Source organism: Mycobacterium shinjukuense, from assembly GCF_010730055.1.
Taxonomy (GTDB): domain Bacteria; phylum Actinomycetota; class Actinomycetes; order Mycobacteriales; family Mycobacteriaceae; genus Mycobacterium; species Mycobacterium shinjukuense.
In genome coordinates this window covers 1139749-1164388 of record NZ_AP022575.1, presented here as the reverse complement: position 1 = coordinate 1164388, position 24640 = coordinate 1139749, and the positions used below count along the sequence as shown (strand labels likewise).

Annotated in this window: 21 protein-coding genes and 2 pseudogenes; 12 read left to right on the top strand and 11 right to left on the bottom strand. The window is 67.7% G+C overall.

The genetic code is table 11. The annotated features are described in order from the left end of the window. Positions 1 to 24 precede the first annotated feature (24 nt). The 4 genes from acpM (at position 25) to G6N20_RS05050 (ending at position 4429) form a co-directional block, all read left to right on the top strand. Positions 25 to 372 carry a meromycolate extension acyl carrier protein AcpM gene (gene acpM / locus G6N20_RS05065; RefSeq protein WP_083046536.1) on the top strand — a complete coding sequence of 116 codons (348 nt, stop codon included), beginning with the start codon at positions 25 to 27 and terminating at the stop codon, positions 370 to 372. Beyond that, on the top strand, positions 369 to 1619 hold the full coding sequence (gene kasA, locus G6N20_RS05060) for a 3-oxoacyl-ACP synthase KasA (protein ID WP_083046535.1): 1251 nt from the start codon (positions 369 to 371) through the stop codon (positions 1617 to 1619). The genes acpM and kasA overlap by 4 nt, the downstream gene beginning before the upstream one ends. Positions 1620 to 1712: 93 nt before the next feature. Beyond that, positions 1713 to 2966, top strand: coding sequence for a 3-oxoacyl-ACP synthase KasB (gene kasB, locus G6N20_RS05055; RefSeq protein ID WP_083046534.1), 1254 nt, complete (start codon positions 1713 to 1715; stop codon positions 2964 to 2966). Positions 2967 to 3007: 41 nt separating this feature from the next. Then, positions 3008 to 4429, top strand: coding sequence for an acyl-CoA carboxylase subunit beta (locus G6N20_RS05050; RefSeq protein WP_083046533.1), 1422 nt, complete (start codon positions 3008 to 3010; stop codon positions 4427 to 4429). Positions 4430 to 4498: 69 nt separating this feature from the next. On the opposite strand, the gene G6N20_RS05045 is transcribed toward G6N20_RS05050, so the two are convergent. Together G6N20_RS05045 and G6N20_RS05040 are read right to left on the bottom strand one after the other, a co-directional pair. Continuing rightward, complete coding sequence (locus G6N20_RS05045; RefSeq protein ID WP_142271879.1) at positions 4499 to 6037, bottom strand: glycerol-3-phosphate dehydrogenase/oxidase; 1539 nt, start codon at positions 6035 to 6037, stop codon at positions 4499 to 4501. Next, a complete protein-coding gene (locus G6N20_RS05040) occupies positions 6037 to 6606 on the bottom strand; it encodes a TetR/AcrR family transcriptional regulator (RefSeq protein ID WP_083046531.1) in 570 nt (189 codons plus the stop codon). Before G6N20_RS05040 ends, G6N20_RS05045 begins: the two co-directional genes overlap by 1 nt. 47 nt (positions 6607 to 6653) lie before the next feature. On the opposite strand from G6N20_RS05040, the gene G6N20_RS05035 reads away from it, so the two are divergent. Genes G6N20_RS05035 through G6N20_RS05025 form a run of 3 tightly spaced genes read left to right on the top strand, consistent with a single transcriptional unit; the run spans position 6654 to position 9731 of the window. Beyond that, complete coding sequence (locus G6N20_RS05035; protein ID WP_083046583.1) at positions 6654 to 8243, top strand: FAD-binding oxidoreductase; 1590 nt, start codon at positions 6654 to 6656, stop codon at positions 8241 to 8243. Further along, a complete protein-coding gene (locus tag G6N20_RS05030; RefSeq protein WP_083046582.1) occupies positions 8243 to 9157 on the top strand; it encodes a diacylglycerol kinase in 915 nt (304 codons plus the stop codon). Before G6N20_RS05035 ends, G6N20_RS05030 begins: the two co-directional genes overlap by 1 nt. A gap of 55 nt (positions 9158 to 9212) precedes the next feature. After that, a complete protein-coding gene (locus G6N20_RS05025) occupies positions 9213 to 9731 on the top strand; it encodes an Rv2253 family sensor-like surface protein (RefSeq protein WP_083046530.1) in 519 nt (172 codons plus the stop codon). Positions 9732 to 9737: 6 nt separating this feature from the next. Here the strand turns inward: G6N20_RS05025 and G6N20_RS05020 are convergent, their stop codons facing one another. The 3 genes from G6N20_RS05020 to G6N20_RS05010 form a co-directional block, all read right to left on the bottom strand. After that, complete coding sequence (locus G6N20_RS05020) at positions 9738 to 10250, bottom strand: DUF3145 domain-containing protein (RefSeq protein WP_083046529.1); 513 nt, start codon at positions 10248 to 10250, stop codon at positions 9738 to 9740. Between the two features lie 143 nt (positions 10251 to 10393). Then, on the bottom strand, positions 10394 to 11212 hold the full coding sequence (locus tag G6N20_RS05015) for a serine hydrolase domain-containing protein (protein WP_083046528.1): 819 nt from the start codon (positions 11210 to 11212) through the stop codon (positions 10394 to 10396). 12 nt (positions 11213 to 11224) lie between these two features. Continuing rightward, the gene (locus tag G6N20_RS05010; RefSeq protein ID WP_083046527.1) at positions 11225 to 12286 is read right to left on the bottom strand and encodes a class I SAM-dependent methyltransferase; all 1062 of its coding nucleotides are present in this window, start codon (positions 12284 to 12286) and stop codon (positions 11225 to 11227) included. A gap of 195 nt (positions 12287 to 12481) precedes the next feature. On the opposite strand from G6N20_RS05010, the gene G6N20_RS05005 reads away from it, so the two are divergent. After that, positions 12482 to 13567 carry an S-(hydroxymethyl)mycothiol dehydrogenase gene (locus tag G6N20_RS05005; RefSeq protein WP_083046526.1) on the top strand — a complete coding sequence of 362 codons (1086 nt, stop codon included), beginning with the start codon at positions 12482 to 12484 and terminating at the stop codon, positions 13565 to 13567. Then, positions 13567 to 14190: an MBL fold metallo-hydrolase gene (locus tag G6N20_RS05000; protein ID WP_083046525.1), complete on the top strand. Its 624-nt coding sequence runs from the start codon at positions 13567 to 13569 to the stop codon at positions 14188 to 14190. The genes G6N20_RS05005 and G6N20_RS05000 overlap by 1 nt, the downstream gene beginning before the upstream one ends. Before the next feature lie 80 nt (positions 14191 to 14270). On the opposite strand, the gene G6N20_RS04995 is transcribed toward G6N20_RS05000, so the two are convergent. Together G6N20_RS04995 and lnt are read right to left on the bottom strand one after the other, a co-directional pair. Further along, positions 14271 to 14969: an SHOCT domain-containing protein gene (locus G6N20_RS04995; protein ID WP_083046524.1), complete on the bottom strand. Its 699-nt coding sequence runs from the start codon at positions 14967 to 14969 to the stop codon at positions 14271 to 14273. After that, positions 14962 to 16470 carry an apolipoprotein N-acyltransferase gene (gene lnt, locus G6N20_RS04990; RefSeq protein WP_372516264.1) on the bottom strand — a complete coding sequence of 503 codons (1509 nt, stop codon included), beginning with the start codon at positions 16468 to 16470 and terminating at the stop codon, positions 14962 to 14964. Before lnt ends, G6N20_RS04995 begins: the two co-directional genes overlap by 8 nt. Positions 16471 to 16552: 82 nt before the next feature. On the opposite strand from lnt, the gene G6N20_RS04985 reads away from it, so the two are divergent. Beyond that, positions 16553 to 17500, top strand: coding sequence for an SDR family oxidoreductase (locus tag G6N20_RS04985; RefSeq protein ID WP_083046581.1), 948 nt, complete (start codon positions 16553 to 16555; stop codon positions 17498 to 17500). Here the strand turns inward: G6N20_RS04985 and G6N20_RS04980 are convergent. Both G6N20_RS04980 and G6N20_RS04975 read right to left on the bottom strand, forming a co-directional pair. Then, a complete protein-coding gene (locus tag G6N20_RS04980; RefSeq protein WP_083046522.1) occupies positions 17488 to 19392 on the bottom strand; it encodes an Hsp70 family protein in 1905 nt (634 codons plus the stop codon). The genes G6N20_RS04985 and G6N20_RS04980 overlap by 13 nt on opposite strands. Before the next feature lie 193 nt (positions 19393 to 19585). Continuing rightward, a pseudogene (locus G6N20_RS04975) lies at positions 19586 to 19844 on the bottom strand (hypothetical protein); the annotation flags it as partial. Between the two features lie 193 nt (positions 19845 to 20037). Here G6N20_RS04975 and G6N20_RS04970 point away from each other — a divergent pair. Further along, positions 20038 to 20376 carry an MmpS family transport accessory protein gene (locus tag G6N20_RS04970; protein ID WP_083046521.1) on the top strand — a complete coding sequence of 113 codons (339 nt, stop codon included), beginning with the start codon at positions 20038 to 20040 and terminating at the stop codon, positions 20374 to 20376. A gap of 101 nt (positions 20377 to 20477) precedes the next feature. Continuing rightward, the gene (locus tag G6N20_RS04965; RefSeq protein ID WP_083046520.1) at positions 20478 to 21782 is read left to right on the top strand and encodes a cytochrome P450; all 1305 of its coding nucleotides are present in this window, start codon (positions 20478 to 20480) and stop codon (positions 21780 to 21782) included. Here the strand turns inward: G6N20_RS04965 and G6N20_RS04960 are convergent. Both G6N20_RS04960 and G6N20_RS04955 read right to left on the bottom strand, forming a co-directional pair. Continuing rightward, a pseudogene (locus G6N20_RS04960) lies at positions 21745 to 22921 on the bottom strand (sulfotransferase family protein). The gene G6N20_RS04965 and the pseudogene G6N20_RS04960 overlap by 38 nt on opposite strands. A 17-nt stretch (positions 22922 to 22938) precedes the next feature. Continuing rightward, positions 22939 to 24345, bottom strand: coding sequence for a cytochrome P450 (locus G6N20_RS04955; protein WP_083046519.1), 1407 nt, complete (start codon positions 24343 to 24345; stop codon positions 22939 to 22941). Positions 24346 to 24640 lie beyond the last annotated feature (295 nt).

Sequence of the window (24640 nt, the reverse complement as noted above, 5' to 3'; positions counted from 1 at the left end):
CACACAACACGAAGGGAAGCAACTGTGGCCGTCACTCAGGAAGAAATCATCGCCGGTATCGCCGAAATCATCGAAGAAGTCACCGGCATCGAGCCGTCCGAGATCACCCCGGAGAAGTCGTTCGTCGACGACCTGGACATCGACTCGCTGTCGATGGTCGAGATCGCCGTGCAGACCGAGGACAAGTACGGCGTCAAGATTCCCGACGAGGATCTGGCCGGGTTGCGCACCGTCGGTGACGTGGTGGCCTACATCCAGAAGCTCGAGGAAGAGAACCCCGAGGCCGCCGAGGCGCTGCGCGCCAAGCTCGAGTCGGAGAACCCCGAGGCCGTTGCCAACGTCAAGGCGAGGCTGGAAGCAGAAAGCAAGTGACCAAACCTTCCACTGCCAATGGTGGTTACCCCAGCGTCGTGGTAACCGCCGTCACCGCGACGACGTCGATCTCGCCGGACATCGAGAGCACGTGGAAGGGACTTTTGGCCGGCGAGAGCGGCATCCGCGTCCTTGAAGACGAGTTCGTCGCCAAGTGGGACCTGCCCGTCAAAATCGGTGGGCACCTCAAGGATCCGATCGACAACCACATGGGCCGCCTTGACATGCGCCGCATGTCCTACGTCCAGCGGATGGGCAAATTGCTCAGCGGTCAGCTGTGGCAGGCAGCCGGCACCCCGGAGGTCGATCCGGATCGGTTCACCGTCGTCGTCGGCACCGGTCTGGGCGGCGCCGAGCGGATCGTCGAAAGCTACGAGCTGATGAACGCGGGCGGGCCGCGCAAGGTGTCCCCGCTGGCCGTGCAGATGATCATGCCCAACGGCGCCGCGGCCGTGGTGGGTCTGCAGCTCGGGGCCCGCGCCGGGGTGATCACCCCGGTGTCGGCCTGTTCGTCGGGCGCGGAGGCGATCGCGCACGCGTGGCGCCAGATCGTCATGGGCGATGCGGATGTCGCGGTCTGCGGCGGTGTGGAGGGTCCCATCGAGGCGCTGCCCATCGCGGCGTTCTCCATGATGCGAGCCATGTCGACCCGCAACGACGATCCCGAGGGCGCGTCCCGCCCGTTCGACAAGGACCGCGACGGCTTCGTGTTCGGCGAGGCCGGGGCGCTCATGCTGATCGAGACCGAGGAGCACGCCAAGGCCCGCGGCGCCAAGCCGCTGGCCCGGTTGCTGGGTGCCGGCATCACCTCGGACGCATTCCACATGGTGGCGCCCGCGGCCGACGGTGTGCGCGCCGGCAGGGCGATGGCGCGGTCGCTGGAACTGGCCGGCTTGTCGCCGGCGGACGTCGACCACGTCAACGCGCACGGGACGGCGACGCCGATCGGCGACTCCGCGGAGGCCAACGCCATCCGGGTCGCCGGGTGCGAGCGGGCCGCGGTGTATGCGCCGAAGTCGGCGCTGGGCCACTCGATCGGCGCCGTCGGCGCGCTCGAGGCGGTGCTCACGGTGCTGACCCTGCGCGACGGGGTCATCCCACCCACCCTGAACTACCAAACCCCGGATCCCGAGATCGACCTGGACATCGTCGCGGGCGAACCCCGCTACGGCGATTTCCGTTACGCGATCAACAACTCGTTCGGTTTCGGCGGCCACAATGTGGCGCTCGCGTTCGGGCGTTACTAAAGCACGACATCGCGGGCAGCGCGGCCCGAGGTGGGCGTCCCCCCGCTTGCGGGGGCGAGCCGGACAAGCACGGAAGGAACGTTGACAACACCGATGACGGAGCTGGTTACCGGGAAAGCCTTTCCCGATGTCGTTGTCACCGGCGTTGCCATGACGACGGCATTGGCAACCGACGCGGAGACCACGTGGAAGTTGTTGCTGGACTGCCAGAGCGGGATCCGTACCCTCGACGACCCGTTCGTGGAGCAGTTCGACCTGCCGGTGCGCATCGGCGGCCATCTGTTGGAGGAATTCGATCACCAGCTGACGCGGATCGAATTGCGCCGGATGGGCTATCTGCAGCGGATGTCCACCGTGCTGAGCCGGCGCCTCTGGGAGAACGCCGGCTCGCCCGAGATCGACACCAACCGATTGATGGTGTCGATCGGCACCGGGCTGGGCTCGGCCGAGGAACTGGTCTTTAGCTACGACGACATGCGTGCTCGCGGTATGAAGGCGGTGTCGCCGCTGGCCGTGCAGAAGTACATGCCCAACGGCGCGGCCGCCGCGGTGGGACTCGAGCGGCACGCCAAGGCGGGGGTGATGACGCCGGTGTCGGCCTGCGCATCCGGTTCGGAAGCCGTCGCCCGCGCCTGGCAACAGATCGTTCTCGGTGAGGCCGACGCCGCCATCTGCGGTGGCGTGGAGACCAGGATCGAGGCGGTGCCGATTGCTGGGTTCGCCCAGATGCGCATCGTGATGTCCACCAACAACGACAACCCCGCCGGCGCCTGCCGGCCATTCGACCGAGACCGCGACGGCTTCGTGTTCGGCGAGGCCGGCGCCCTGCTGCTGATCGAGACCGAGGAGAGCGCCAAGGCGCGCGGCGCCAACATCCTGGCGCGCATCATGGGCGCCAGCATCACCTCCGACGGCTACCACATGGTGGCGCCCGACCCCAACGGCGAACGCGCCGGGCACGCGATGACGCGGGCGATCCAGCTCGCGGGCCTCACCCCGGGCGACATCGACCACGTCAACGCGCATGCCACCGGCACCCAGGTCGGCGACCTGGCCGAGGGCAGGGCCATCAACCTCGCCCTGGCCGGCCACAGGCCGGCGGTGTATGCGCCCAAGTCCGCCCTCGGCCACTCCGTGGGAGCGGTCGGGGCGGTCGAATCGATCCTTACCGTGCTCGCGTTGCGGGATCAGGTGATCCCCCCGACACTGAATCTGGAAAACCTCGACCCGGAGATCGATTTGGACGTGGTGGCGGGTAAGCCGCGGCCCGGTGATTACCGGTACGCGATCAACAACTCGTTCGGATTCGGCGGCCACAATGTGGCGATTGCCTTTGGGCGGTACTAGCGCCACCACCCCCGCGGCACCACCGGAACAGGAGACCTGCGATGACACTCATGGCCCCCGAGGCGGTTGGCGAATCGCTCGACCCCCGCGACCCACTGCTGCGGCTGAGCAATTTCTTCGACGACGGCAGCGTGCAGCTGCTGCATGAGCGTGACCGCTCCGGGGTGCTGGCGGCGGCCGGCACCGTCAACGGTGTGCGCACCATCGGGTTCTGCACGGACGGCACCGTGATGGGTGGTGCCATGGGTGTCGAGGGCTGCGCGCACATCGTCGACGCCTACGACACCGCCATCGAGGAGCAGAGCCCGATCGTGGGCATCTGGCACTCGGGGGGCGCGCGGCTGGCCGAAGGCGTGCGGGCATTGCATGCGGTCGGGCAGGTTTTCGAGGCCATGATCCGCGCCTCCGGCTACATTCCGCAGATCTCGGTGGTCGTGGGCTTCGCCGCCGGCGGCGCCGCATACGGACCGGCGCTGACCGACGTCGTCGTGATGGCGCCGGAAAGCCGGGTGTTCGTCACCGGGCCCGACGTGGTGCGCAGCGTCACCGGCGAGGACGTGGACATGGCGTCGCTCGGTGGTCCAGAGACCCACCACAAGAAGTCCGGGGTGTGCCACATCGTCGCCGACGACGAGCTCGACGCCTACCAGCGCGGTCGCCGGCTGGTCGGATTGTTCTGCCAGCAAGGGCATTTCGACCGCAGCAAGGCCGAGGCCGGTGACACCGACATTCACGCGTTGCTGCCCGAGTCGTCGCGGCGAGCCTACGACGTGCGTCCGATCGTGACCGCGATCCTCGACCAGGACGTGCCTTTCGACGAGTTCCAGGCCAATTGGGCGCCGTCGATGGTGGTCGGGCTAGGCCGGCTGTCGGGTCGCACGGTCGGTGTGCTGGCCAATAACCCGCTGCGGCTGGGCGGCTGCCTGAACTCCGAAAGCGCAGAGAAGGCAGCGCGTTTCGTGCGGCTGTGCGACGCGTTCGGGATCCCGCTGGTGGTGGTTGTCGATGTCCCCGGCTATCTGCCCGGGGTCGACCAGGAGTGGGGTGGCGTGGTGCGCCGCGGCGCCAAACTGCTGCACGCGTTCGGCGAGTGCACCGTTCCGCGGGTCACACTGGTCACCCGAAAGACCTACGGCGGGGCCTACATTGCGATGAACTCCCGCTCGCTCAACGCGACCAAGGTGTTCGCCTGGCCGGACGCCGAGGTTGCGGTGATGGGCGCCAAGGCAGCCGTCGGCATTTTGCACAAGAAGAAGCTGGCCGCGGCACCCGATCACGAGCGCGAAGCGCTGCATGACGCGCTGGCCGCCGAGCACGAGCGCATCGCCGGTGGCGTGGACAGCGCGATCGACATCGGTGTGGTCGACGAGAAGATCGACCCGGCGCACACGCGCAGCAAGCTCACCGAGGCGCTGGCCCAGGCGCCGGCACGCCGCGGCCGGCACAAGAACATTCCCCTGTAGCGCACCACCCCTCGCGAGCAGACGCAAAAGCCCCCGAAAACCGGTGTTTTCGGGGGCTTTTGCGTCTGCTCACCCAACCTCGGCGAGGAACTCCTCGGCGACGTTGACCACCCGCTCGCGATCGCGCGGCACCAGACCGATCCGGGTCCGGCGATCGAGGATGTCGTCGACATCCAACGCGCCCTCGTGGGTCACGGCGTACTCGAACTCCGCCCGGGTCACGTCGATGCCGTCGGCGACCGGCTCGACGGGACGCGCACAGCTTGCCGTGGCAACGACATTGGCCGCCTCGGCCCCGTAGCGCGCCACCAGCGATTCGGGCAGGCCCGCATGCCCGCCGGCGGCCGGCCCGGGGTTGGCGGGCGCGCCGATCAGCGGCAGGTTGCGAGTGCGGCAAGCCGCGGCCGGCAGCCGCCGCAGGCCGATCGCGCGATTCAGCACATCCTCGGCCATGTAACGGTATTCGGTCAGCTTGCCGCCGACCACGCTGATGACCCCGGACGGCGACTCGACGACGGCGTGGTCGCGGGACACGTCGGCGGTGCGGCCTTCACCGGTGTCGATCAGCGGCCGCAGGCCGGCGTAGGCTCCGACGACGTCGGACGCCGCCACCGGGCTTTGCAACGCGGTGTTCACCGTGTCCAGCAGGAACCCGATTTCCTCCGGCGACGGTTGTGGCACATCGGGAATCGGGCCCGGAGCATCTTCGTCGGTCAGCCCGAGGTAGACCCGGCCCAGCTGCTCGGGCATGGCGAACACGAAGCGGTTGAGTTCACCGGGAATCGGAATGGTCAGCGCCGCAGTCGGATTGCCGAAAGCGCCGGCATCGAAGACCAGGTGGGTTCCGCGGCTGGGCCGCAGCCTCAGCGTGGGATCGATGTGCCCGCCCCACACTCCCGCGGCGTTGATGACCGCGCGGGCCGATACGTCGAACGCCTGCCCGGTGCGCCGGTCGGTCAACCGCACCGAGGTGGCGGTGGCCTGTGACGCCGCCACCTGGGTGAGGATCCGGGCGCCGTACTGTGCGGCGGTACGCGCGACCGCGATGACCAGCCTGGCGTCGTCGATCAGCTGGCCGTCGTAGGCGAGCAGCCCGCCGTCCAGGCCCGCACGCGCCACCGTAGGAGCCATCTGCACGACGCGCCGGGCCGTAATTCGGCGCGACCGGGGCAGCGTCGACGACGGCGTACCCGCCAGCATCCGCAACGCGTCGCCCGCGAGAAACCCGGTGCGCACCAACGCACGCTTGGTGCGACCCATCGACGGCAGCAGCGGTACCAGCTGCGGCATCGCGCGCACGAGATGAGGAGCGTTGCGCGTCATCAGGATTCCGCGTTCGATGGCGCTGCGCCGGGCGATGCCCACGTTGCCGCTCGCCAGATAGCGCAGGCCGCCGTGCACCAGCTTCGAACTCCACCGGCTGGTGCCGAACGCCAGATCGTGCTTTTCCACTAGGGCCACCCGCAGGCCGCGAGAGGCGGCGTCCAGGGCGATGCCCGCGCCGGTGATGCCGCCGCCGATGACGACGAGGTCGAGCGGCGCGCCGTCGGCCAGTGCCATCAGGTCGGCGAGACGGCGCGCGGCGTTGAGTGCGGTCGAGTTGGGCATCAGGACAGGTATCCGTTCAGGGTGTAGCTGAGTTCGGCGGCCAGGGCTTCGGAGTCGAGGACCGGCTTGACGATGTCGGCGGATTGAATGGTCGACTGGACGATCAGCAGCACCATGGTCGCCAGTTGGCGGGGGTCACCGGCGCGAACGCTGCCCGCTCGCTGTGCCACCTTCAGCCGGGCCACCAGCCCCTCGATCAGGAACTGCTGGCTGGCTCCGAGGCGCTCGGTGATGTACACCCTGGCCAGCTCCGAGTGCATGACCGACATGATCAGCTCGTCACGACGCAGCCGGTCGGCCACCGCGACCACCTGCTTGACCAACGCCTCCCGGTCGTCCCCGTCGACCGGCACGTCTTTCAGCGCGTCGGTGATATGCCGGGTGAGCAGCGTCGACATGATCGACCGGGTGTCCGGCCAGCGGCGGTAGACGGTCGGGCGGCTCACGCCCGCGCGCCGGGCGATCTCGGCGAGCGTCACCCGGTCGACGCCAAAATCGAGCGCACAGCTCGCCGCTGCCGCAAGGATGCGCTCGCCCGCATCCGAGGGAGCATTACTGATTGACAGCATATGTAATACTGTAACGCATGACGCACCTCGAGGAACTCGTTCCGCCGATGAAATGGAACGCGTGGGGAGATCCCGCCGCGGCCAAGCCCCTTTCCGAGGGCATCCGGTCGTTGCTGAAACAAGTTGTGGGCCTGGCCGACTCCGCTGACGTCGAGCTTGCGCCCGACCAGGTGAAGTTACGCCCGTGCGCCCTGTCGCCGGCGGATCAAGACGGGCTGGCCAACATCGTCGGCGCCGAGTACTTCCGCACCGCCGACCGTGACCGGTTGCTGCACGCCGGCGGCAAGTCCACCCCAGACATATTGCGCCGCAAGGACACCGGTATCCAGGACGCGCCCGACGCGGTGTTGCTGCCCGGCGACCCGGGCGGCGAGGACACCGTCGCCGACATCCTGCGCTACTGCTCCGAACACGGCATTGCCGTCGTCCCGTTCGGCGGCGGCACCAACGTCGTCGGCGGGCTTGACCCGGTCCGCGGTGACTTCGGCGCGGTGATCTCGCTGGACTTGCGGCGCTTCAACCGGCTGCACTGGATCGACGAGGTGTCCGGTGAGGCCGAATTGGGGGCCGGCGTCACCGGCCCGCAGGCCGAACGCCTGCTCGGCGAACACGGCTTCTCGCTGGGGCACTTCCCGCAGAGCTTCCAGTACGCCACCATCGGAGGTTTCGCGGCCACGCGCTCGTCCGGCCAGGGCTCGGCGGGCTACGGCCGATTCAACGACATGGTTCTGGGGCTGCGCATGATCACTCCGGCCGGGGTGCTGGATCTCGGTCGAGCGCCGGCGTCGGCCGCCGGCCCGGACCTGCGCCAGCTGGTGATCGGGTCGGAAGGGGTGTTCGGCGTGATCACCCGAGTTCGGTTGCGGGTGCACCGGATACCGGAGACCACCCGGTACGAGGCGTGGTCGTTTCCCGACTTCGCGACCGGGGTCGCGGCGCTGCGGGCCATCACCCAAACCGGCACCGGACCCACCGTCATCCGGCTTTCCGACGAGGCCGAGACCGGCGTCAACCTGGCCACCACCGAGTCCATCGGCGAAGCCCAGATCACCGGCGGCTGCCTGGGACTCACCGTGTTCGAGGGCACCACCGAACACGCCGAAAGCCGGCACGCCGAGACCCGCGCGGTGCTGGCAGCCCACGGCGGAACATCGCTGGGTGAGGGGCCGGCGCGGGCCTGGGAGCGCGGCCGGTTCGCCGCGCCGTATCTGCGCGACTCGCTGCTGGCCGCCGGCGCTTTGTGCGAGACGCTCGAGACCGCAACCACGTGGTCCAACATTGCCGCGCTGAAGGCAGCGGTCACCGACGCGCTCACCGGCTCGCTGGCCGAATCGGGCACCCCGGCACTGGTGATGTGCCACGTCTCGCACGTGTATCCCACCGGCGCATCGCTGTACTTCACCGTCGTCGCCGCACAGCGGGGCAATCCGATCGAGCAATGGCTGGCCGCCAAGAAGGCCGCGTCGGATGCCATCATGGCCACCGGCGGAACCATCACCCATCACCATGCGGTGGGCGCCGACCACCGCCCGTGGATGCGCCAGGAGGTGGGCGATCTGGGCGTGCGGCTGCTGTGCGCGATCAAGGCGACGCTGGATCCAGCCGGAATTCTCAACCCCGGCAAGCTGATTCCGTGATGCTGAGCCGGCGCGAGATCGGCAAGGTGACCGCGCTGACCAACCCCCTGTCCGGGCACGGTGCCGCGGTGCACGCCGCGCGGCTCGCGATAGCCCGGCTGCGGCACCGCGGCGTGGACGTCATCGAGATCGTGGGTGAAAACGCCAAGGATGCGCGCTATCTCGTCGCCGCGGCAATCGAGAAGGGCACCGACGCCGTGGTGGTCACCGGCGGCGACGGCGTCATCTCCAACGCGCTGCAAGTGCTGGCCGGCACTGATGTTCCGCTGGGAATCATTCCGGCGGGCACCGGCAACGACCACGCACGCGAATTCGGAATTCCCACAAAGGATCCCGAGGCCGCCGCCGATATCGTCGTGGATGGCTGGACGGAAACCACTGACCTGGGCCGAATTTGCGACCGAAACGGCGCGCACAAGTGGTTTGGCACCGTGGCGGCAACCGGGTTCGACTCCCTGGTCACCGATCGGGCCAACCGGATGAGCTGGCCGCACGGCCGGCTGCGTTACTACATCGCAATGCTGGCCGAACTGTCGCAGCTGCGGCCGCTGCCGTTCCGGTTGGTGCTCGACGGAACCACGGAGATCGAGTCCGATCTGACGCTGGCGGCCTTCGGCAATACCCGCAGCTACGGCGGCGGGTTGTTGATCTGCCCGGGTGCCGACCACCGCGACGGCCTGCTCGACATCACCATGGTGGCTTCGGAATCGCGCACCAGGCTGGTGCGCTTCTTCCCGACCGCGATCAAGGGCACCCACGTCATGCTAGACGAGGTGACCACCGCACGGGCCCAGACCATCGCCGTCGAGTGCCCCGGTATCAACGTCTACGCCGACGGCGACTACGCCTGCCCATTGCCGGCCGAGATCTCCGCGGTGCCCGCCGCGCTGCCGGTGCTGCGGCCCACCGGGTAACGATCGGGTCGCCGAACGCGACATCCTTGCCAAACCCGCTGACCAGGGAGGAACGATGTCGGGGTTTCGCAAGGGCGCGCACGTTGCGGTGGCGGCCGGGTCCCTCAGCGCCGCGCTGTGGCTGGCTCCGTCGGCGCACGCGGGTGAAGTCGCGTCATGGGATGGGCAGTACATTCTGACCCTCTCCGCCAACGCGAAGACCGGCACCTCCATGGCGGCCGGTCAACCCGAATATGCCCACCGGACCAGCGTCTCCATCAGCTCCAGCTGCTCGGCGGGCGTCTGTGTCGCCAGGGTGACTGACCCTCCCCCACCGAAAAATGAATCCATGCCGCGATCCATCGAATTCACCTGGAATGGTTCCCAATGGGTGCGCGAGATGAGCTGGCAATGGGACTGCCTGCTCCCCGACGGCACCATCGAATACGACCCGGCGAAATCCATCACGGTCTACACACCCGGCCAATACGGAATCCTCACCGGCGTCTTCCACACCGATATCGCCAGCGGCGCATGCAAGGGCAATGTCGACATGCCGGTGTCGGCAAAGCCGGTCTCGGTGCCGGTGAGCTAGGAGCCCTCAGCCCACCCCGCGGCTGAGCCAGGTCACCTCGCCGGCGTCACCGCCGTCGCGGTAGGCCTCGAGCGCCTCGTCCCACGCCGTCCCCAGCACCGAATCCAGCTCGGCGGCAAGGGTGTCCGCGCCATGGGCCATCATCGCCCGCAGCCTCATCTCGCCGACCATGATGTCGCCGTTGGCGCTCATCGATCCGCTCCACAAGCCCAGCTGCGGGGTGTGGCTGAACCGCTGGCCGTCGACTCCGGGGCTGGGATCCTCGGTGACCTCGAACCGCAGCACCGACCAGGAACGCAGCGCGTTGGCCAGCCGGGCGCCGGTCCCCACTGGTCCGACCCAGTTGGTGACGGCACGCAGCTGTCCGGGCATGGCCGGCTGCGGTGTCCAGGCCAGGTTCGCCGTGGCCTGCAGGGTCGACGACAACGCCCACTCGACATGCGGGCACACCGCCGCCGGTGACGCGTGGATGTACACCACGCCCGTCGTCACGTCGGCGAATTGGTTCGACGCGCGCATCTTGCTGCTCCTTCGGTTCCACGAGGGACGTCTTCCCCAACGACCTGGTGAACCCGACGAGCAGGATGCCGCCATGAAATTCTTGTGTCGTGCGTGTCTATTGTGCCTTGTGAGGCCCATGTTGCGCTAGTGTGCATTTCCTGTCAGTGGTACTCGGCCAGCACACGGTCGGAAATCGCCGGCCAGCGATCCAGTGCCCACTGGCCGAAATCGCGGTCGGTCAAGACCACCAGCGCCCGGTCCGCGTCGGGATCCGCCCAGATAAAGCCGCCCGATTGGCCGAAGTGGCCGTAGCTGCGCGCCGAGTTGCGGCTGCCCGTCCAGTGCGGCGATTTGGAGTCCTTGATCTCGAAACCCAGCCCCCAGTCGTTGGGCCGCTGGATGCCGTATCCGGGCAACACCCCGTCCAAGCCGGGGAACTGCACCGCGATCGCGTCGGCGTGCATCTGCGTCGAGACCGTCGACGGGCGCAGCAGGTCAGCGGCGAAGGCCGCGAGGTCGGCGACCGTCGAGGTGGCCCCGAACCCGGCGACCGCGGGCCCACCGTCGAGCCGGGTGGTTGCCATGCCCAGGGGTTCGCATACCGCCTCGGCCAGATAGCGGTCGAACGTGATGCCCGATTCCCGCTGCACCGTCTCGGCCAGCACGGTAAAGCCGTAGTTGGAATAGATCCGGCGGGTTCCGGGCCGCGCCAGCGCCTGCCCGGAGTGCATCGCCAGCCCGGAGGCGTGGGCCAGCAGGTGGCGGATCGTGGAGCCGGGCGGGCCGGCTGCAGTGTCGAGGTCGACGACACCTTCTTCGACGGCGATTTGCACGGCGCGGGCCACCAGCGGCTTGGTCACCGACGCCAACGCGAATACGCGCGCGGTGTCGCCGTGGGTGGCCAGCACCCCGCCGGGTCCGACCACCGCGGCGGCGGCGGCACGGACCGGCCAGTCGTCGAGAGCCTTCAGGGCAGCCATCGGCTGGGCGGGTCACTTCCGGGCGATGTAGTAGTTGTTCAGCACGTCCGACTCGATCTCGGCGACAGTGACCTCGTCAAAGCCGGCGTCGGCAAGCATCGAGGTGGCCCGCTGCCTGCCCCACACCGTCCCCAATCCCGCCCCGTCGAGAGCCAATGACACCGTCATGCAGTGCATCATCGAGGTGGTGTAGAGGTAGGTGCTCAGCGGCACACCGACATTGTCTTCCAGCCGGCTGGAAGCCTTGATGTCGACCATCAGCAGCACACCGTTGGGCCGCAGGGCGCGATAGACGTTTTTCAGCACCCGGGCCGGCTGCGCCTGGTCGTGAATCGCGTCGAAAGCGGTGATGAGGTCGTAGGTTTCGGCTTTGTCCAGCTCGGCGAGATCGTGGTTTTCGAAGGTCGCATTTTCCAGGCCGAGCCGGGCCGCTTCGTCGGTCCCGGTAGCAACGGCCTCGGCCGAAAAGTCGATGCCGGTGAACCGGCTCGCGGGGAACTCCCGCGCCATCAAGTTGACCGCGTGACCACTGCCGCAGCCGAAATCGGCCACGTCGGCTCCGGACCGCAACCGTTCCGGAAGGCCATCCACCAGCGGGAGCACCACATCGATCAGCGCGTGATCGAACACTTCACCGCTCACCTCGGCCATCAGCTTGTGGAAGCGTGGATACTCGCTGTACGGCACACCACCGCCCTCGCGAAAGCAGCGGATGACCTGTTGTTCGACCTCGCCGAGCAGCGAAACGAACTGGGTGATCACGGCGAGGTTGTCGGGCCCGGCCGCACGGGTCAACACGCCGGCGCGGTGGGCGGGCAACGTGTAGGTCGCGGTCTGGGCGTCGTAGTCGATGATCCGCCCGGTGGTCATGCCGCCCAGCCACTCCCGGACGTAGCGCTCATGCAGTCCCGCCGCCTCGGCGATCTGGTTGCTGGTGGACGGCGGAAGCCCGGCCATGGTGTCCAGCAACCCGGTCTGATGCCCAACGCTGACCAGGATCGCCAAGCCGGCGCTGTCGATGACCCCAATCATCCGGCTGCCGAAATCCTCGGCGGTCTCGGTCTCTTCGGTCATGTGCCGCCGCTCTCCCCCGCAAGCGGGTGGGGGTACCTCCCACTTGTGGGGGCGTGCCCCCACCTCATCGCTTCGCTCCGCATCGTCACCGGCGCGCATGTTCAGCGACGCTACACCGGGCCCGGCAGCGGCCCGCCGGCCCCGCCCGCGCCGAACACCGGACCGTGTGTTGTTCCGCGCATTAAGTTAGAGCGCATGACCCAGACAGTGCGCGGTGTGATTTCCCGCAACAAGGGCGAGCCCGTCGAGCTGGTGGACATCGTCGTCCCGGACCCCGGGCCCGGCGAGGCCATTGTCGACATCATCGCCTGCGGCGTTTGCCACACCGACCTGACCTACCGCGAAGGTGGCATCAACGACGAGTACCCGTTCCTGCTCGGCCACGAGGCCGCGGGCACGGTCGAAGCGGTCGGGCCGGGGGTGACCACCGTCGAGCCGGGCGATTTCGTGATCCTGAACTGGCGCGCCGTCTGCGGCCAGTGCCGCGCCTGCAAACGTGGCCGGCCCCGGTACTGCTTCGACACCTTCAACGCCGAACAGAAAATGACGCTGACCGACGGCACCGAACTCACCCCGGCGCTGGGCATCGGGGCATTTGCCGACAAGACGCTGGTGCATTCCGGCCAGTGCACCAAGGTGGATCCCGCCGCCGACCCCGCGGCCGCGGGGCTGCTCGGTTGCGGGGTCATGGCCGGCCTGGGCGCCGCGGTCAACACCGGCGCGGTCAGCCGCGACGACACCGTCGCGGTGATCGGCTGCGGAGGTGTGGGCGATGCCGCGATCGCCGGTGCCGCACTGGTCGGAGCCAAGCGGATCATCGCGGTCGACACCGATGACACCAAGCTGGACTGGGCCCGCAGCTTCGGCGCCACCCACACCGTCAACGCCCGCGAACTCAACGTCGTGGAGACCATTCGAGACCTCACGGGGGGTTTTGGCGCCGACGTGGTGATCGACGCCGTCGGCCGACCCGAAACCTGGAAGCAGGCCTTTTACGCCCGCGACCTCGCGGGCACCGTCGTGCTGGTGGGTGTCCCCACTCCCGATATGCGCCTGGAGATGCCGCTGCTGGATTTCTTCTCCCACGGCGGCGCGCTGAAGTCGTCGTGGTACGGCGATTGCCTGCCCGAACGTGACTTCCCCACCCTCATCGACCTGTACCTGCAGGGCCGGCTTCCGCTCGAGCGGTTCGTTTCCGAACGGATCGGGCTCGGCGACATCGAGCAAGCGTTCCACAAGATGCATGACGGCAAGGTGCTGCGCTCGGTGGTGGTGTTGTAGTGGCTTGCATTGAACGCGTCGTTACCCACGGAACCTTCGAACTCGACGGCGGCAGTTGGGAAGTCGACAACAACATCTGGCTGGTCGGCGACGACTCCGATGTCGTGGTTTTCGACGCCGCCCACGACGCGGCACCGATCATCGACGCCGTCGGTGGCCGCAATGTGGTGGCGGTGGTGTGCACGCACGGCCATAACGATCACGTGACGGTGGCTCCCGAACTGGCTGCGGCGCTCGACGCGCCCGTCCTGCTGCACCCCGGCGATGCCGTGCTGTGGCGGATGACGCACCCGGACAAGGACTTTCGTGCCGTCACCGACGGGGAGACGTTACTCGTTACCGGAACCGAATTACGCGCGCTGCACACCCCGGGCCACTCCCCGGGATCGGTGTGCTGGTATGCCCCTGAGCTGGACGTGGTGTTCAGCGGCGACACCCTGTTCTCCGGCGGGCCGGGTGCGACCGGCCGCTCGTTCTCGGATTTCCCGACGATTCTGCGGTCGATATCCGAACGCCTTGGCACATTGCCCGGTGACACCGTCGTGCATACCGGCCATGGTCACAGCACCACCGTCGGCGACGAGATCGTCCACTACGAAGAGTGGGTGGCCCGGGGCCACTAAACCTGGATCCGTGAGCGCGCGCAAAATGCCGGCTGCAGCGGCGTGTCGGCGTACAAACACGCGCACTCGCGGTGGTTGGGCTAGTACCCGTCGAGGATCCGTCGTTTCTCGGCCTCGAACTCCTCGTGGGTCAGCGCACCAGAATCACGCAGCGCTGCAATGGTTTTGAGTCGCTCGATGCTGACTCCATCATCGGTGGGTTCGTAGGCCGACATCGAGACGACGGGGGTGGCGACCCTGTGCCGGGTGCGAGCCAGCCAGATCACCGACAGCGTCAGATCGATCAAGCCGACGACGAACACGGCAACGAACACCCACACCAGATAGCCGTAGGAACTCCGGTGACCGAAGGCCAACCGCGGATTGATGTATCCGCCGACTTGGCCGTCGGTGGTGATGGTGTAGGTGCCCTCGACCGGAACCTGAGCCAGCCACACTCGCACATGCGCGTCGTTGTTGATTGTCGTTGTGCTGCCGATGCTTTCGGTCACCACGGGTTGCGGGACACCCTCGGGCGGGTTGATCGTGACGCCCAGCGGCGGCACCGGCAGGCCACCGCCACCGGTACTGCCGATAACCAGGGTGTGCAGGCTGACGGTGACCTCCCCGGCGGGCAACCGCAGGCTGCCCGAGCCCGGGATCGACACCTCGCCGTACGCGTTGTACTTGTCCAGAAAGAACGCGTTGAGCACCAAGGAGACGATGACGCCGGCCACCGCCACCATCACCATCAGCACCGCGGCGGCCAACGAAACCTTGGCGACCCGTCTGCTATTCATCCACGCAGTCTGTCACGGACGCGCGCATTCGACGACGCCCAAGCAGGCCATAGCTGAAAAACCCCGCAAGCACCACAACCGACGTCAGCGGCACCCAGTCCCCCAAGCGTTGGTACAACGTGGCAGTCGATCCCAACGGAACGCTGACCACGACGACACCCCTGAAGTCCGACGGGCACCACGCCAGCCGGCGCCCCCGCGGATCGAAGGCCGAGCTGTCGCCGGACAACCCGACATGCACCGCCGGGCGACCCACCTCGACGGCACGCACCGCGGGTTGACCGGCCAGCTGCGGTTGAGCCCAACTGCCCTGAAACGTCGAGGTGGAGCTCTGGTACACCAGTAGCTCGGCACCGAGCAGTGCGTCGCGGCGGGCCAGATCGGAGAACGTCGTCTCGTAGCTGATCAGTGGTCCGATGGCGAGGTGACCAGCGTGCAGCACCACCGGCCCGGGACCGCGCCGTCGGTCCACCGCAGCGGCCTTGCTGTGCCGGGTGATCCCGCCGAGAATCGGCCTCAGCGGTACGTATTCACCGAACGGCACCAGGCGGGTTTTGCGGTAACTGCCCTGTGCTCCGTGTTCGCCGACGAGCACCGCCGCCTTGTAGATGCCGCCCCCGGGTGCCGGCGCGTCGACGTTGACCAGAAGATCCGCACCCACCCGCCTAGACAGCTCCACCAGGCGGGCCAGGACCTCGGGGTGTGTGGTCAGATCCTGCCCCACGCTGCTTTCGCCCCAGACCACCAAGTCCGGCCGCTGGCCCGCGACGGTTGCGGTGATCACCTCACCGGCCGCCTCACGGGCGGCCGCATCGTCAATCACACCGGTCTGCACCAGCGCCACCCGGATCGGCGGACCGGCGGTGGGCGCCGGGCCCAGCAAGTACCACACCGGGCCGAGTCCCGCACACGCCACCGCACCACCCAGCGCGACGAATCGTGCCGGCCCTCGCGCCACGAGCGCGCTGGCGACGGCGGTATTGACAGCGACCACCAGAAGGCTGGTCAGCCACACTCCGCCCAAGGACGCCGATGCCAGGGTGACGGGCTGGTTCCACTGCGACCCGCCCAGCAGCGCCCAGGGACCGCCCAACGAGGGCCAGGACCGCACCGCTTCGGCGGCCACCCACACGCTGGGCACCACGACCAGCGCGGCGGCCGTGCGGCCGAAGGTCATCGGCCCCGACAACAGCCGGTGCACGACGCACCCCCACGGCAGCCACAGCGCCCCGAGTCCCACGGCCAGCAGCACCAGCAGCGGACCGACGCTGCTTATCAGCCAGTACTGGCTGGTCGCGATGAATCCCCCAAGACCCCACCAACCCCGCACCGCACCCGCCCACGGCGTCGGCGCGGCCCGCACCACCAAGAGCAGCGGAACGACACCGACCCACGCCAGCCACCACCACGCCGGCGCGGGAAACGCCAGCGCCGGTAGCGTCCCAGAGATCAACCCCGCCACCCAGCCAGGGACGCGCTGTCGAACCCAGTTGACGCCCATGACGATCAGCATGCCGCTCGGATTCGCTGACGGCGAGAAACGGAGCACACTGGACGGGCGCCACCGGAAAGGATTCATAAGCATGGCCAACGATCTGGTCGCCGCCGTGCCCGATCTGTGCGGGAAGCTGGCCGTCGTCACCGGGGCCAACAGCGGTCTGGGGTTCGGGCTGGCCCGCCGGCTGTCGGCGGCCGGCGCCGAGGTGGTGATGGCGATCCGCAACCGCGCCAAGGGTGAGGCGGCCATCGAGCAGATCCGCGTCACGGTTCCTGACGCCAAGCTGACCATCAAAGCCCTCGACCTGTCGTCGCTGGCCTCCGTCGCCGCCTTGGGTGAACAACTCAACTCCGAGGGCCGCCCGATCGACATCCTGATCAACAATGCCGGCGTGATGACGCCGCCGGAACGCGACACGACCGCCGACGGCTTCGAATTGCAGTTCGGCAGCAACCATCTCGGACACTTCGCGCTCACCGCGCACGTGCTGCCGCTGTTGCGCGCGGCGCAAGGCGCACGCGTGGTCTCGGTGAGCAGCCTGGCGGCCCGGCGTGCCCGCATCCACTTCGACGACGTGCAGTTTGAGAAGTCGTACGCGCCGATGGCGGCGTACGGCCAGTCGAAGCTGGCGGTCTTGATGTTCGCCCGCCAGCTGGACCGCCGCAGCCGTGCCGCCGGCTGGGGCATCACGTCCAATGCCGCGCACCCCGGGTTGACCAAGACCAACCTGCAGATCAGCGGGCCATCGCATGGCCGCGACAAGCCGTCGCTGATGGCGCGGTTGCACAAGACGTCATGGCGTTTTGCTCCGTTCCTGTGGCAGGAGATCGACGAAGGGATCCTGCCCGCGCTCTATGCGGCCGCCACGCCGCGGGCCGAAGGCGGGGCGTTCTACGGACCCACCGGGATTTACGAGGCCGCCGCTGGCGGCGTCCGGGAGGCCAAGGTGTCCGCGCGTGCCCGTAATGATGTTGACAGCCAACGACTTTGGGAGCTTTCCGAACGACTCACCGGTGTCACCTACCCCCAGTGACCGCGCGCTGCCGGGCGCGGCGTTAAGAGGCCGATCCCCGGCACCTGGGTGATCCCGGGAAGGCTAATTCCGGGGATGTGCGGAATGTCCGGAATCGGCGGGATCGGCGGAATCGGCGGCGGACTGGGCAGCGTCGGGGCCTGTGTCGTTCCGGGCTGTGTGGTCGCCGGTGGCTGTGTGGTCGCTGGCGGCTGTGTGGTCGCTGGTGGCGTGGTGGTCACCGGCGGCGTTGTCGTCACCGGCGGCGTGCTCGTCGTCGAGGGCGGGGCCGTGGTTTCAGTGGTCGGTGGCGGAGTCTCGGTCGACTGGGGTGGTGCCGCGGGTGCCTGCTGGGTAGGCGGTGGGGGTTGTTGGCTGCTTGGCGCCGGAGGCGGCGACGCCGGCTCGGGGGTTCGACCACCCGGCACAGCCGAAGCGGGCGCGGGTGAAGCCGGCACGGACGACGTCGGTGCGGGGGCCGTACTCACCCCCGGCGACCGCGTCGCTGGCTGGTCGCCGGAGCTCAACCCGATCGCCACCGCGGCACCCACCAGCAGCACCGCCACCGCCGAGCCGACGACGATCACCGCGGGCAGGCGATACCAGGGCATCACCGGGGGCGCGGACTCCGGCTCCGCGCGGGCGTCGCGGTCGAACATCAACTGCGGACGGGCGCCGGTGAACCGGGAACCACCGGCCCCGGTGCCAACCGTCAAGACGCGGGAGTCATCATCGGCCTCAGACCACGCCAGCGCGGGCTGCCCGGTCGAGACCGGCTCTGGGACCGATTCCGGCACCGGTGGCACCAGCGCCGGCGCGGTCGCCGACGCCGCCGGGTTCAGCACGGTCGCGCTGGTGTCTTCGGGCCCGCGCGCGGCCCGTAACGCGCCGCCGATCGCGGCCGTCAGCTGCGGACGTGGCGTGGTGATCACCGGAACACCGAAGTGTCCCGACAGCGTCGTGGTGACCGCCGGGATGTTGGCTCCACCACCGACGGAAACGATCGCCGCAAGATTCGCCGCGTGGATTCCGCTGCGCCCCAAGGCTCGTTCCAGGGCCGCGACGACCCCGTCCAGGGAACCGCGGATGGTGCCCTCGAGTTCGTTTCTGGTGAGCCGGATCTCCCCGAGCATCCCCGGCAGCCCGTCGACCAGGGTCGTCACCGTGCTCGACGACAGCTGCTCTTTAGCTTTTCGGCACGCGATCCGCAGCCGGGTCAGCGAGCCGATGGCCGGGGTACTGGACGGGTCGAACGAACCTGTGGCGGGCATGTGGGACATCACATAGGTCAGCAGCGATTGGTCGATCACATCGCCGGAGAAGTCGTGATGGCGCACGGTAGGGGCCACCGGCTGATACTCGCCGGCGGCATCGACCAGGGTGATGCTTGTGCCGCTGCCACCGAAGTCACACACCGCGACGATCCCGCGTGCCGGCATGCCCGGGTCGACCCGCACCGCAAACAGCGCCGCGGCGACATCCGGGATCACGGACAGCCGATGCGCCCCCTGCGACCACTCCGACACCCGGGTCAACGCCGCACCCAGCGCGTCCACCGCGGCGGACCCCCAGTGGGCGGGATGGGTCACCGCGACGCTGTCGGGCAGGGCGCGGCCGCCGGTGGCGGCATAGGCAAGTGCCCGCAACCCGTCGGCGACCAAGGCCTCGCTGCGGTGCGTCGAGCCGTCGGCAGCCACGATGCCGACCGGATCCCCCACCCGGTCCACGAAGTCGGAGATCACCAGGCCGGGCTCATCCAGCCGCGGGTTCTCCGACGGTACGCCGACCTCGGGCGGGCGCTGCCGATACAGCGTCAGCACGGGCGTGCGGGTGATGGCGTGGTCGGCAGTCACGGCCGCCAGGTTGGTGGCACCGATCGAAAGACCCAGCGCGGGCCGAGCTCCTTCTGCCATATGGTCCAATCCCCGTGTTCGGCGGCAATGCCCGAACGATCCCGCCGACCGCCAATCTATTCGGTTATACCTATAGCCAGTCTCTGCCTCGGCTATTCGTGAGCGCGACAACGACCCGGTCGGGGCCGTCCGGGCTGTTCAGGGCTGGTACCCGTACCGGGAATCAGCGGCAGCTCCAGCGCGGTGATCCAGCGCCGGCCCGTAGCAAGCGCGTGACCCAGAGAGATGTTCGCCTTGGCGTGCATCGCCGTGGGCCCGCAGTGCACCAGCGCGTCGGGTTTGAGCGCGATCAGGGCGTCGACGTCGTCGGTGGCGGTGATGCCCACCGGCGCTAGCCCGCGGATATCGCCGACGCCGCGACCGACCTTGTCGGGGTTGCTGACGCCAACCCCCTTCGATTCCGACATAGGTGCGTGGTGACATCGCATGTGACATCGCTTTTTTGGCAGCATGTCATGACCGGCTGCCGGTGCTGGTGTGACGGCTGGAACGCCGCGTGACCCCCGGCGCTAGGCCTGTGCTAGACCACGTCGAACCGCCCCCAAATACACCCGGCGGCAGCGGTATGCAACCCCTGGTGCGCCGTCTTCGGTGGTGACACGATGGGACACCATGACCAGTCGACTCGGAGCCAAGCTACCCCAGATGACGCGTCTTAGTGGGCCCTCGATCCTGTTGGCTATGGGTATGGGCCTCGCGGCCACGTGTGGTGTTGCAACCGCGGACGATCTCCCGCGGGTCCGCTACGAGGTGAGCGGCACCGGCATCGCCGAATTCATCTCGTACCAAACCGCCACCGGTCAGCAGCGAGCGACAAACGTGCCGCTGCCCTGGTCGACGGAGTTCACCGCGTTCGGTGGTCAGGTGTTCGTGCTCAGCGCGCAGGGGCCGGGCACCATAGCCTGCAGAATCCTGCTCGACGGCAACGTGGTGAATGACGCGAAGTCGACCGGACTTCCCGGAAGGGCCGTCTGCTCGCACTGACCAAAGCGCCGGCTCGCTGCGCGTCCGGAAAGACTGGCGGGCGGTCTAAGCTCGCCTGTGATGGGCGCTTCATCGGCGAAGCGGTAGCGAGGAGGATCGCGATGGGCCTCAAGACCGGCCCCACGGGCATTGCCACTCGGGTGAACGGGGCCGCACCGCCGAAGATTCCGATCAGCGACATTGATCTGGGGTCGCTGGACTTCTGGGAACTCGACGACGACATTCGCGACGGCGCCTTCGCCACCTTGCGGCGCCAGGCGCCGATTTCGTTCTGGCCCGCGCTCGAGCTGCCGGGGCTCGCCGGGGGCGCGGGGCACTGGGCGCTCACCCGCTACGACGACGTCTTCTACGCCAGCCGTCATCCGGACATCTTCAGCTCCAGCCCCAACATCACGATCAACGACCAGACACCGGAGGTATCCGAGTATTTCGGCTCGATGATCGTGCTCGACGATCCGCGACACCAGCGGCTGCGCTCGATCGTCAGCAGGGCGTTCACGCCGAAGGTGGTGGCCCGCATCGAGGCCTCGGTGCGGGATCGGGCCCACCGGCTGGTCGCGGCGATGATCGCCAATCACCCCGACGGCCAAGCCGATCTGGTCAACGAGCTCGCCGGGCCGCTGCCGTTGCAGATCATCTGCGACATGATGGGCATTCCCGAGGAGGACCATCAGCGGATATTCCATTGGACCAACGTGATTCTCGGCTACGGGGATCCCGATCTGGCCACCGATTTCGACGAGTTCGTCCAGGTTTCGATGGACATCGGCAGCTACGCCACCGCGCTGGCGGAAGACCGCCGCGTCGATCACCACGACGATCTGACCAGCAGCCTGGTGGAGGCCGAGGTCGACGGCGAGCGGCTGTCGTCGTCGGAGATCGCGTCGTTTTTCATTCTGCTGGTGGTGGCCGGAAACGAGACGACCCGCAACGCGATCAGCCACGGCGTGCTCGCGCTGTCTCGCTACCCGGAGGAACGGCACAAGTGGTGGTCGGACTTCGACCGGCTGGCGCCCACCGCGGTCGAGGAGATCGTGCGGTGGTCCTCGCCGGTGGTCTACATGCGACGCACCCTGACCCACGACGTTGCGCTGCGCGGCACCACGATGGCGGCCGGCGACAAGGTCTCGCTGTGGTATTGCTCGGCCAACCGGGACGAGTCACGGTTCGCCGATCCGTGGACCTTCGACGTGGCCCGCAACCCCAATCCGCACCTCGGCTTCGGTGGCGGGGGCGCCCACTTCTGCCTGGGCGCCAACCTGGCCCGGCGCGAGATCAGGGTCGTGTTCGACGAGTTGTGCCGCGAAATGCCCGACATCGTCGCGATCGAGGAGCCCGCGCGGCTGCTGTCACAGTTCATTCACGGCATCAAGAGGCTGCCCGTCGCCTGGACTCCGCCGGCCTGACACGACGAGGTGCCGGTTTACCGATACCCGTAGCGGTCGATGATCTCGCCCCAGCGCTCCTCGATGAGCGCACGCTGCTCGGCCGTCAGCCGGTAGCTGTTGGTTTGGTAATCCTGATGGTCGGCAAGGTATTGCCGCAACCGGGGCCGGTATCGCTCGAAGTCGCCCAATCCCAGGTGCTCGTAGAGCTGCCTCAGCTGTCCTTCGGGATCACTGATCAGATCCTCGTAGCGCAATTCGTAGAAGCGTGACGGATCAACGAGTTCTCGCCCTTCGTCCAACTTGCGATACAGGTCGACGTATGTGGCCATCACCTTGTCATCCAATCCCTGGAACGTCGGTCGTTGCAGGCCGTGCGTGCGGTACAGCGACTTGTGCAGGTGAATGGTTGAGGGAAAGACGACATGGGGATCGCGGACGATGTGGATGAACTTCGCGTGCGGAAACATGTCCAACAGCACCTTGATCCGGAAACTGTGCGTTGGGTTTTTCAGGATCACCGTCTTGCGACGGCGGAAATACACCTGCTGAATAAACCGGAAGAGCGTCCGTTTCCATTCTTCGAGCTCTCGCCGGGTCAACCGCTCCAAATCCAGATACCGCTCACACTGCGGCGGCCGGTTCGGGAACGCGATGGTCAGGTACGGCGACGGTTGCCCCTGCATGCACCACACGAACTCGTCTTCCTGCGGGTGACGCAAGCTCAGGTCCATGTTGTCCATGGCCCGATGCTTCGATACCAGGAATTCGGCGCACGGTGCGAACCACTCGGTCAGTAGAAAGTGGTGCGGCGCAAGGCATTCGTAACCCGTAGGACCGGTGTGGCGATCGTCGAGGACCAACAGTTCGTGCAGCAAGGTGGTGCCGGTGCGCCAGTGCCCGACGATGAAGATCGGCGGATCGGCGATCACCGTCTCGGCCACCCGCTTGTCGAACACGGCTTTCTGAACCCAACCCAGCAATGAATTGACGATGCTGAGAAACGTATAGAGGACGGCGAAGTGCCAGCGGCTCCAATGCACGGCGAATCGGTTACGGATCAGCAGGCGCATCCAGGCCGAGAAGTTGCAGCCGATCCACAGCGGTGCCGCCCACTCGTGCCACCAGGAAAATCGGCGCGCCGAGCGCGGCGCCTGCAGCGTGCGGGAGATCAGCATCATGGGGTTGCGCGGGGCGTCACGGCCACCCGTAGCCGGGTCAGCCCGCGAAGGTTGGCGTTGGTCGTCCAGGCCGGTGGCTCGACCACCGTTATCCGGTCGATGTTGGTGACGATCTCGCGCAGCACGGCTTGGCCCTCCATGCGCGCCAGCTGGGTACCGGGACACAGGTGAATCCCCGAGCCGAACGCGAGATGTCCGGTCGGGTTGCGGTCGGCACGAAACACATCCGGGTTGTCGTACTGGCGTGGGTCACGATTGGCCGCACCCCACGCCAGCAGCACCAGTGATCCCGCCGGAATGACGGCCTTTCCGACCGGATAATCGACCCGCGTTGTGCGGCAGATGTTTTGGATCGGCGATACAAATCGCAATTGCTCCTCGACCGCCGACGGGATCAGATCTGGCCGCTGCGCAAGCAGCCTGAGCTGATCGGGATAGTCGGCGAGGGTGAGAAACAGGGTGCTGATCATGTTCGCCGTGGTCTCATAGCCGGCAACCAGCAGCAGCACCGCAAAGAAGAACAATTCGTCGTCGCTGAGCCGACCATGCTCGGCATGCGCGGCAAGCTGGCCGAGAACGGTGCACTCCCGAAGCAGCCCGTTGTCACGCCGGTGAGCGAAGAACGCACGCAATCGCCGAAATCCGGTGAAGCCGTGCAGCAGCGAAACCAGCCCCGACACTGACAGGTTGACGTCGGTGATCCGAACCGCCTGATTGGACAGGCGGCAGAAGGCCGCCTCGTCCGATGCCGCCACACCCAGAACGTTGGTGATGGTGCGCATCGGCATCGGTGCGGCCACGGTGGCGACGACGTCCGCGGGCGTCTGGGTCAACAGCGCGCCGATCAACTCGCGGGCGGTCTGGTCGACCATCGGGCGCCATTTCTCCAGGGCACGACGCGCCATCGCCGGAGCCAGTTGCTTACGCATCCGGGTGTGCGCCGGTGGATCGGACGTGGGCAGGAACGGCAGCCGTCCCTGCGAAAAGGTGACGCCGCGGGCGCTGGACAACGCATCGTGGTTACGTGCGGCCTGGCGGACATCGGCGTATCGACTCAGGATGTAGACGTCCCGCTTGGGGTTGTACTGCACCCGCTCGCCGGCCAAAAGCTCGCGGTAATGCGGGTAAGGATCGGCGGCCGTCGCGGGATCAAACGGATCGAAGTCGGTGAGCTGCACATCCTTTCGGCCGCGGCTACCGACCAGCCGGGACCGGGCCTTGGCTGCGGCCCGGGCTGCGAGCGCCTTGGCGACGTCGGGGCCATAGGTTCGCACGATCCGCGCGTCCCGCCATGCCGCCGAGACGGTCATGTCCGGACCGGTCGGCCGGTCCGGCATGCCCTGCGCAACCGGGCATCGCCCCCCGCCCACCGCAACCTCGGAGGTGAACCGCGTCGCCGTCATCTCCCCCCCATTCCAGGCAGCAAGCGTTCTTAAACACCTGTAGGGTAATGGCGGCCGGGGTGTCAAGCAGACAGTTCGGCAACGCGGTTTGCAAACAGCGCGTAACGTTCGCCACGCCAGCAAGGGGCATTGACGTGCCGTCTGGCGGCTGTCAACCTGGCCTACCGGAGCGCGGACGGCGCTGGCCGGGCATCTTGGGCCGATGGGTTGTGGACCAACGAGGTGTCGACGCGCAAGTGCGGACGATCCAGCAACTCGACGGAGCCGGTCAAGTTTCTCCACGACAGCCGGCGGT